Source organism: Martinezella paranaensis (genome assembly GCF_014200235.1).
GTDB lineage: Bacteria > Pseudomonadota > Alphaproteobacteria > Rhizobiales > Rhizobiaceae > Rhizobium > Rhizobium paranaense.
Map to the genome: position 1 here is coordinate 20039 of NZ_JACHBI010000028.1, position 8524 is coordinate 28562.

Here is an 8524-nt window from a genome sequence, read left to right on the forward strand (position 1 = left end):
TGTAATACATTATAATACAGGTCATCAACATGGAGCCTTTCTTTGTCCGGCGGCAAAGGAGAACGCTATTCCAAAGCTGCAAGAGTCCATGGTCTTTTCAACCTCGATAGGAAATCAATGAGCCTGATACGCAACAATCCGGTGGCGATGTACCTCCAGATCGCCGATCGCCTTCGTCGTGAGATCGTTGAAGGGACATACGAGCCCTCCGGACGACTGCCATCGGAATCGCAGATCATGGGGCGCTTCGACGTCAGCCGCGTCACTGTCCGCCTAGCGCTCGAGCAGCTCGACAAGGACGGGCTGATTGAGCGCAGGAAAGGCAAAGGCACTTTCGTCGCCGGCAAGCAGGTACGCCATCAGATCGATACGCTGCGCAGTTTTCACGAGTCGCTGAAGGTGCAGGGTTTCGATGCCACCATGCGGATCGTCGAACTGACCGCGATTGAAACGCCGTCGGCACTTGTCTCGTTGTTCGGAGCAAAATGCGCGCTGTTGGAGCGCCTTCATATGGTCGACGACGAGCCCATTGCCCTCGGCCGAAGCCTTCTGCCCGCTGTCATGTCCGAGTTGGATTTGGAAACGGCCGAACAACGGCCGACTTATGCTCTCCTCAAAGACAAAGCCGGTGCTGATATTGCCTCCGCCGAGATCGCGATAGGCGCACGCGCCGTACCGCCTCGCATCTCGTCCTTGATCGGCGCTACCGCAAATACTGTTTTGCTCGTCCTCGAACGAACGTCCTATTTCGATCATGGCGCTTGCGCCGAGTGGTCGGAATTCTTCATCCGGCCCGAGCGATACAAATTTGTCCTCGGTAATCGAATGTCTATCTAATATAGAGGATTTCAAGCTATTCCAGCATCGCTGATCCAGTGATCATCGGTTCGATTCCTTTTAAGGGATGCAATCGATTCCGAAACACGAGGCCGTCTCGCGAAAGACCGTTGCGGGGATGGAAAAGCGTTATGCGGCTTTACAAACTTAACAAACTTGACCAGTTGTCTCGTGTCGCCTATCTTCAGATCATGAAAGGTTGGTTGTCATGCCCGTCACGAAAACGACAGCAAGCGAACTCAAAGGCGAAGCTCCTAGCATCGCATTCTCGATGAAATTACCCCGAAAAGCCGACTTCGAGAAAGCCCTCCTCAGGCAGTATACCAAGGCTGTCGAACTCGGCCAGAAGGCTGGTCACCAAGTTAGCTTCCGCGTCGTTGTTGATCCACTCGCCGGAGCGCAGATGATTTCGATTGTCCAGGAAGACCCGTCGGAAGTTGAACATGCGTTCCCGGTGGAAGAGGGTTCCAAACAGGACGAAGAACTCTCCGCCGCTTTGGCGGCTGCGCGGGAACGCGGTCGCCGTCGTGTCGCAGAGATCCTGGGCGACGATGATATGCTGAGCGCAGACGCGTTTTCGGATCTCTTGGGGGTTTCGCGGGTCACGGTCAACACGAAGCGTCAAAGCGGACAGGTGCTTGGCCTGGACGGTGCCAAACGTGGTTTTCGTTTCCCGGTGTGGCAACTCGATGACGACGGTCGCCCTTATGCCGCGCTCCCAAAACTGCATGAAATCTTGGCAGGATCCTGGGCGGTGTACCGCTTTCTGGTCTCGCCACATGGGGCGCTTGACGGTCGCACGGGACTCGATGCCTTGAAGCGAGGTCGGGACGCCGATGCGATTGCCGCAGCCGAAAGTGTCGCCCGCGGTGACTTTCGCTAAATGACCGGTATCAGGCCGCCTGCCGGTTTCGAACATTCGTCACTCGATCTCGAAGTCGTTCCTCCAGGGTCTCGTTTCGGCCGGATCTATGCGAGCGCCTTTCCCGACCCGTTGGGCTTTGGAAAGACGCCGAGCCGGTTCAGCGATCCACGCCGGCGTGACGCCGCAAGGCGGTTCGGTGTGCTCTATTTGGGCGATACGCTCAAGGTGTGCTTTCTGGCGGCCGTGCTTCGCGACCGCCGCGACGGTCTGATCGGAGATCTCCCGATTGAGGAGAACGAAATTCATGCACGGCGGTTCGCCGAGATCAAAACGACAGAAGAACTTCGCCTTGTCGATCTGCGCGATGATCATGCTCTCAGAATGGGAGTTCCGACGGACGTCGCGAAATCCTCGCGACAAAGCTTGGCGCGTGCGTGGTCGCTGGCGTTTCACGAGCACAAATCCCGGCCGGACGGCATCATCTATTCTTCGCGGCTCAACGGACACACGAACATCGCGGTATTCGGACGCGCCGTCTCAAAACTCGCTCCGGTGTGCCCTTAGTAGGCGCGACCGGCCTTGCCGCTGTGATCAATGACCTCCGGGTCAGCCTGTTTTGAGAAACCAGCGACAGAGGCGCGAACCTCTGCAGTGGTGGCCGCTTTCCTAGGAACGTGAACGTTCGTCGGGCAGTGGCTACCGGACGTAGAACGACAGTTCGAATCTACTCAAGGCACGCACGTCGAAGCGTTTTTTGGTTTCGGCGATCTTGACGCGCACGCTGTTGTATTTGACACCTTCCCAGTTCGCCGCTTCCTCCATCGTCTTGCTGACGGCGATCCAGGCTCAGATAGGCGGTCCCCTTGGGATCGAGACTGCCAGGCTCTTCGATACTCGGGGTGGGATCAGCGAGATTGATGCGGGCATGAAGTTGCGCGACTGCGGATGGCTTCGAACAGCAGGGACTTATTTTCGGTTTTTCAAATAGGACCTGAAAGCGGATCTGAACTCCCTGAACCGTCGAAACCCGGCAAGGTTCGAGGCACGCAGCACGGTCGTCTGGGCGACGTTGCATTGGGTGGCAAGAGACTTGGCTGTCGCAAATGCCACGATATCGGGACGTTCGAGCGCGAAGCGAAGCACAGTCTCAGCCTGTGTCGGGATCAATTTGCGACGTCTCAGGAGCAACTGCTTCAGTTCTGCCAAGGTCGCCGGTGTTGCGGTATCCTCGCGTGCCTTCATGTCCTTTGCTCCATTGCTACGGCGTCTCAGCCCATGCGTTCCGAGGCATACGATCCCGGGCTCGGCGGGAAGACGATCGTCTTGTTGCCGTTCATGAAGACGCGATTGTGGATGTGGGCGTGGATGGCGCGGGCGAGAACCAGGCTCTCCACATCTCGGCCGATCGAGACATAGTCGGATGCCGACTGTGCATGGGTAATGCGGGCGACGTCCTGCTCGATGATTGGCCCCTCGTCGAGATCGGCGGAGACATAATGGGCGGTGGCGCCGATCAGCTTCCCCCCGCGCTCGAAGGCTTGCTTGTAGGGATTGGCCCCCTTGAAGGACGTGGGATTCCATGGTGAGTTCTATCCTTGGCGGCGCCGGCGACGCGGCCCGCGTGTTTTGAAATATCGGTTGCTTCGCCGCTAGGCGAGGAGCGATTTCAACTTGGTCCCGGGTGCGGCAAGCGTTGCTGCATCGATGACTGCGCCTTTGGCAATCAGCATTTCGGCAAGCCTTATGTCGCGCGCGACTGCATTGCCGGGCCCGATCCCGCTTGCCGCGAGCAGTCGCCCGGCATTGTCGAGCTGGAAGATGATGAACGCGCCGTCGGCGAGCTCCCGGCGGACCGAATGTGTTGCGCGATCGCCGAGCCCCGCCACCTATAGGGTAAGATCGTATTGATCGGACCAGAACCATGGCACGCTGCGCAGCGGCTCATCCGCGCCATCAGGTTTGCCGCTGCGAGCAGGGCCTTGCGCACTGCGCCAGGATTCCAGCCGCACGCGGCGACCGTCATAGATGCCGACCGGGAAGGAGCAGCAATCGCCGGCGGCGAAGATATCGGGGTCGAAGCTGCGCAGACACTGATCGACCGCAATGCTGTTCGTTTCTCGTGGGCCGCCTGGATCGGATAGAAAACCGTGTTCACTCGAACTTCAAAGGCGTAACATGCTGCCATTCGGCCCTGCGCCAGCTACAAGCCACCCGCTGAGACGGCTGGGACGGAACGTCCTCTCCCACCGCCGCAACTATGGCGGCTCGCCACGTATTGCGGGCCTAAAGCCACCCCAAGATATCATCAGTTCGCGGATGACCACTGGCGACGCACTTCGTCGGCGTTCTTAGCCAGATGCACGTGCGCGTCCACGTGATTAACCCAATCAAGCGGGATGAGATGATGCTGACCATCAGGGGAATCGCTTTTCGTCAGTTTGATACGATCTGAGCCTTCCATGTGATCGACGATCCCGACGCGTGAACCATCGGCTGCTTTTACTTCCATGTGTTCGCGAATGTCAGTTGCGGAAATCATGACGTATTCCTTTCGTTGGCGGGTATAATTTGCAACGTCCTGTCCCAGCGTTGGTTCCGCTCGCTCGCCTTCTCCGGAAATGAGGAGGCAAGTGTAGGTAACGATGCAAGCCACGTTTTGTCTGCGATGCATTCGTTCGCAGTCGGCTCGATGGCGTGCCCACAGGCAGAATCCACCACAATTAAATGGTTGGAACAAATAAAGTTTCGGAATGTTTGGTCTGCGCAACAGGAGGAAACGCCAATGAAAACACTCTCCATTCTTGCTGCCACTCTTTTGATGGCAGCAACAGCGGCATTCGCTCAAAGCCAAACACCATCAACCTCGCAGACCACGCCAGCAGTGAATACCCAACAAAATCCAGGCGCTCCGGTCGCCGGCAAAAACAGCTTTACCGAGGACCAGGCAAAATCCCGTATCGCCGACGCGGGATACACCAATGTCAGCGGCCTCAAGCTCGATGATCAAGGTGTCTGGCGAGGGACTGCGATGAAAGATGGCAAGCAAGCGAACGTCTCCTTGGATTTCCAGGGAAATGTGACGATGGCGAAATAACCGACAACAGAAGGAAACAGCCCCAATGAGAACGATTACCGGACTTTATGACGACTATAACGATGCTCGTTCCGCCGTTAAGGCATTGGAAGAGGCCGGCATCCCGTCGGATAACATCAGTATTGTCACGAATAAGGCCAGCGGCGTTGATGTCGAAGGACAAGGAAGCCGCGCAGCAGAAGGCGCTGGAACGGGCGCCGGTCTCGGCGCCGTTGCGGGCGGTGCAGGGGGACTGCTCGCTGGGCTTGGAATGCTCGCAATTCCCGGTGTCGGCCCGGTGGTCGCCGCGGGATGGTTGGTTGCGACGGCCGCCGGCGCCGCCGCTGGAGCAGTTGCTGGTGGTGCCGTCGGCGGCATCGTCGGAGCGATGATACGAGAGGGTGTTCCGGAAGAGGATGCCAATATCTATGCCGAAGGTATTCGTCGAGGCGGCTCGCTCGTAGCGGCGAAGGTGGAGGACGCGCGCGTTACTGAAGCCCAGGCAATTCTCAACGGGACGCGGCCGGTCGACATGGCGTCTCGGCGTGCCAGTTATGTGGAGCAGGGATGGAGCCGGTTCGATGAAACCGCCGATCCTTATACCGACGACGAAATCGCGGCCGAACGCGAACGCCTGCGCCGGTATCGCCTGTGAGGCATTTTTGCAAAAAGCGGGAGGCGAGCTTAAGCAGCCCGCTTCCACCGTAAAGGCGCGAAATTCCGGCGACATAAAGAAATCGGCCGAACGCGATCGCGGGAAGGAAGACGTTGCCCTCCCGCAAATTCCCTGGATGGCAGGACGCGATCGCCCTTAGTGGTGTGCCAGCGCAAATTGCCGGCAGTGCTCGAGATAAGCCTTGTCGTGGATGGATAGAAGTTCGACTACACTCGACCAAAGCCACGACGGAGCATGCAGGTTTTTCCTGCGCTCACGTTCAAGTTCGTTGGTCCACGAGCGCCAATCCTGACCATCCATCTGTCGACCATGAGCGTGCCCTACGACCCCGCCGAGGTAGCGCGCAATCGCCTGGATCTCATGTCCGGCGAGGCGATCGATCTCGATTTTCATATCCTGCGGTGCGATTTCGCGAACGAAAACAGCCTTATCCATCACTTTCGAAGCCACCACCCGGTCGCCAAGATTGGGCGAAAGCGCCTTCGCTCCCGCAACCACCCTCTCTGCGTAGTCTCGCGGCATTCTTGCTTCGAAGGCCGATGGCGCGGCGGCGGGGACCGCTTCCTTGATATCCAGCAGCGAAACCGCCCCGTGCTTGCCGTCTCGGACCAAAACCGCGCATCGCAGGCGGCCAAGCGAGCTGCAGCCCTTGATCCAATAAGCAGCATCCAGCACCTTCCGATCGTTAGCCGTCAACTTCTCGAAGCCCATTACGATCTCTCTTAATTCCCTCTCCTTGCAAAGCGCGAGAACTGCGGCGCGCTCGGCTCTGTGGAGGGGCCAAAAGCGTTTGTTGCGGGGGAGCAACGGGTGTTTCGTTTGAAAACTCTCCATTGCGAGGTTTCGCCAACGTCTGTGGATAGAGTGCTTGAGAAGCTTTCTGATGTCCTTGGGTTGGTGCAGGTGCGGTGTACTTGCTTCGCTTTCCAAAGATGCGGCCTCATATCCGGCAATGAGCGCTTCCAGCGTTCTCGCAGTTGTAACACCAGGCAAGTCTGAATCCCGCGCGGCCGAGGCGAGCGAAAGCCCCAGCCGGAGGAGATCGTGTGCGGGATTGCCGATGACCGTCTGATCGAAGTCCCTGATCTGAACGGCGACCTCGCCATCGCGATCCGCCAAGGCGCCCAGATTGCCCAGATGGCAGTCACCGCAGATCCAAACGGCGGGTCCCTCCGGGATGAACTGCGAGCATCGGTCCAACCATTCATAAAATAGCTTGGTCGTGCCGCGTATGTATGTTTCCGGGGAGCGCGCCATTTTAAGGGTTCGCCTGGAGTCTAGAAAAGAATCGCGATCCTTAGCACTCATTAGTTTATATCCGCATTGCACACACCGCAAAGGATGCCAAGATGCCAGAATGTGGCAACTATGAGCAGGCGTCCGTTAGATCGTCCGTGAAATAGAAGGGCCTTCTGTCGTGCGTCATATCCTGCACCCGGGTTTAGTCCGGATCTCCAGCGTCTCACCATCCACAGTGGCCGCGCTGCGATCAGCGCAAAAACACCCGCCACCATGTGATGACGGGGAGGCTGTCTGGGAGTGCAACTCAGAGACCTAAGCCGAAAAAGCGATATTCAGTCTGATGACAGTGGCTTAGCGTACTTAATCTGAAAACGTCACACGAGGGTTCCGGTTCCCCGTCGAATTCTTGAAATCGTAGAGGCTGAAAATTACATCATTTCCAGTCGGCAAATACGCGAGGAGCAAGGAAAGGAATGATCAGCAGGTATCTCAGTAAGCGTGATTTGGCTCTCGATTCAATTGACTTAGACACCTGTCAGCGTGCCTTTGATGCCATTGTGCTGTCAAGGAACATTGCGCGCGAAACTGAAGAGGCCGAGAAAGTCGCAGCAATGATCATCGAGCTCTTCAGGGAAGGGATCCATGACGAACAACAGCTCGTCGAGCTCGTGGGAATTAATGACCGGCATCGCACTACAGATACTGATAATTTCCCGCCTTGATGGGACAAATTGCAAGCGACGCCGTTGCGATACGGGTAGGGAAGATTCGCACTTTGCCCTACCTCCAAGGCAACTCGCACTTGGCGGCGACCCTGCCAGCAGCGGGTTCCCTGGACCGGTTGATCGCCCGTAGTAGAATATCGAGCGTCGGTCACTTCATCCAGATATGTCTTATTTTATATCAATCTAATGTAACCTTCGCTATCGTCCTGTAATTTGGCAGGAGGATCTGAATGCAATACGTCCAACCAAAGAAGGTAAACCATCAAACTGCGAACCGCTTATGGTCAGTCAAGGATTTTTGCAGCCAGCACAGCCTTTCGAGCAAAGAGGAAACACGGCTTCTCCAACTTTTTGGGCAGTTCGCGACAGCTTGCGAATTGCGATACAACACGACGCACAAGCCGAGATGGCGTTGATCACAGACACTCGCGCAGCGAGCTTGCCAAGGTTTCCTTGGGCCCCAGCGATCAGACGTCGCCGGATGCGGTTGACCGCGAAGACATCAAAGCGGGGCGCCAGCGAAGCCTAGAAGGGGCTGCAATCGGATCGAACATATATTGCTTAGTAGCTAAGGCTGCACTCTTTCGCTAGGCGGCTTATATGCTCGACGCGACCCGTCGAAAGGCTGATGATTATTGTCCTCTCGACGATAGGAGGCGTAGTGACTTGCACGCCGCTCGCCCGCTCGCGCAAATATGGATAATCCGAACCCCACACTTTCGCCTGGCTGGGTCACGTTCAACGGCGACAAGCAGTCTCGAACCTTCCCATCATGGGAACAATAGCGGTTTGTCACAGGATCGAACGAGCGGCAATGTCGGGCACGCCATCAGTTGTGCTCCGCGGACAGCCACCGGCTCGTCTCTCGGATCGTGGCCGATCGCGATAGGTCACGCTTCGCAATAAATTCGCAATAAATCTGTCCCTGAAGGTTGAGGCTGCCGCGCATGCGCGCAACGTGTCGCTCGGCATCGCCACAAATACAGCGCTCACCTACGATCCAGTTCTTCAAGCCAGCGCAGCACCGCTACCTCGTCTTCATCCAACCATTTCAGAATGCTGGATCTTTTCCTCACCTTCGTCTTGGCGATCTTCGCCAGGCTGCC

9 protein-coding genes and 3 pseudogenes are annotated in these 8524 nt (G+C 57.1%); 6 read left to right on the top strand and 6 right to left on the bottom strand.

The features are described 5' to 3' along the window. The first annotated feature begins 117 nt into the window (after positions 1-117). From GGD50_RS31695 to GGD50_RS31705, 3 genes are all read left to right on the top strand, one after another. Positions 118-837, top strand: coding sequence for a GntR family transcriptional regulator (locus tag GGD50_RS31695; RefSeq protein ID WP_183941156.1), 720 nt, complete (start codon positions 118-120; stop codon positions 835-837). Positions 838-1045: 208 nt separating this feature from the next. After that, positions 1046-1720, top strand: coding sequence for an XRE family transcriptional regulator (locus GGD50_RS31700; protein WP_183941158.1), 675 nt, complete (start codon positions 1046-1048; stop codon positions 1718-1720). Then, complete coding sequence (locus GGD50_RS31705; protein ID WP_331371190.1) at positions 1721-2266, top strand: RES family NAD+ phosphorylase; 546 nt, start codon at positions 1721-1723, stop codon at positions 2264-2266. 132 nt (positions 2267-2398) lie between these two features. Here GGD50_RS31705 and GGD50_RS33145 read toward each other — a convergent pair. The 5 genes and pseudogenes from GGD50_RS33145 to GGD50_RS31725 all read right to left on the bottom strand — a co-directional run. Further along, positions 2399-2648 (bottom strand): annotated as a pseudogene (locus GGD50_RS33145) (hypothetical protein); the annotation flags it as partial. Between the two features lie 20 nt (positions 2649-2668). After that, the gene (locus GGD50_RS31710; protein ID WP_246451667.1) at positions 2669-2944 is read right to left on the bottom strand and encodes a MurR/RpiR family transcriptional regulator; all 276 of its coding nucleotides are present in this window, start codon (positions 2942-2944) and stop codon (positions 2669-2671) included. A 26-nt stretch (positions 2945-2970) separates the two neighbouring features. Next, positions 2971-3270, bottom strand: a pseudogene (locus GGD50_RS31715) (formyltransferase family protein); the annotation flags it as partial. A gap of 81 nt (positions 3271-3351) precedes the next feature. Next, positions 3352-3843, bottom strand: a pseudogene (locus tag GGD50_RS31720) (oxidoreductase C-terminal domain-containing protein); the annotation flags it as partial. Between the two features lie 164 nt (positions 3844-4007). Beyond that, the gene (locus GGD50_RS31725) at positions 4008-4241 is read right to left on the bottom strand and encodes a DUF2171 domain-containing protein (protein ID WP_183941160.1); all 234 of its coding nucleotides are present in this window, start codon (positions 4239-4241) and stop codon (positions 4008-4010) included. A gap of 243 nt (positions 4242-4484) precedes the next feature. Between GGD50_RS31725 and GGD50_RS31730 the strand changes: the two genes are divergently transcribed. Beyond that, positions 4485-4796, top strand: a complete 312-nt coding sequence (locus tag GGD50_RS31730) for a PepSY domain-containing protein (protein WP_183941161.1) — start codon at positions 4485-4487, stop codon at positions 4794-4796. A 25-nt stretch (positions 4797-4821) separates the two neighbouring features. Continuing rightward, positions 4822-5430: a general stress protein gene (locus tag GGD50_RS31735; protein ID WP_183941164.1), complete on the top strand. Its 609-nt coding sequence runs from the start codon at positions 4822-4824 to the stop codon at positions 5428-5430. Positions 5431-5586: 156 nt separating this feature from the next. Here GGD50_RS31735 and GGD50_RS31740 read toward each other — a convergent pair whose 3' ends face one another. After that, a complete protein-coding gene (locus GGD50_RS31740) occupies positions 5587-6759 on the bottom strand; it encodes a DUF2252 family protein (protein ID WP_183941166.1) in 1173 nt (390 codons plus the stop codon). A 407-nt stretch (positions 6760-7166) separates the two neighbouring features. Between GGD50_RS31740 and GGD50_RS31745 the strand changes: the two genes are divergently transcribed. Further along, on the top strand, positions 7167-7415 hold the full coding sequence (locus tag GGD50_RS31745) for a hypothetical protein (RefSeq protein WP_183941168.1): 249 nt from the start codon (positions 7167-7169) through the stop codon (positions 7413-7415). The last annotated feature ends 1109 nt before the right edge of the window (positions 7416-8524 follow it).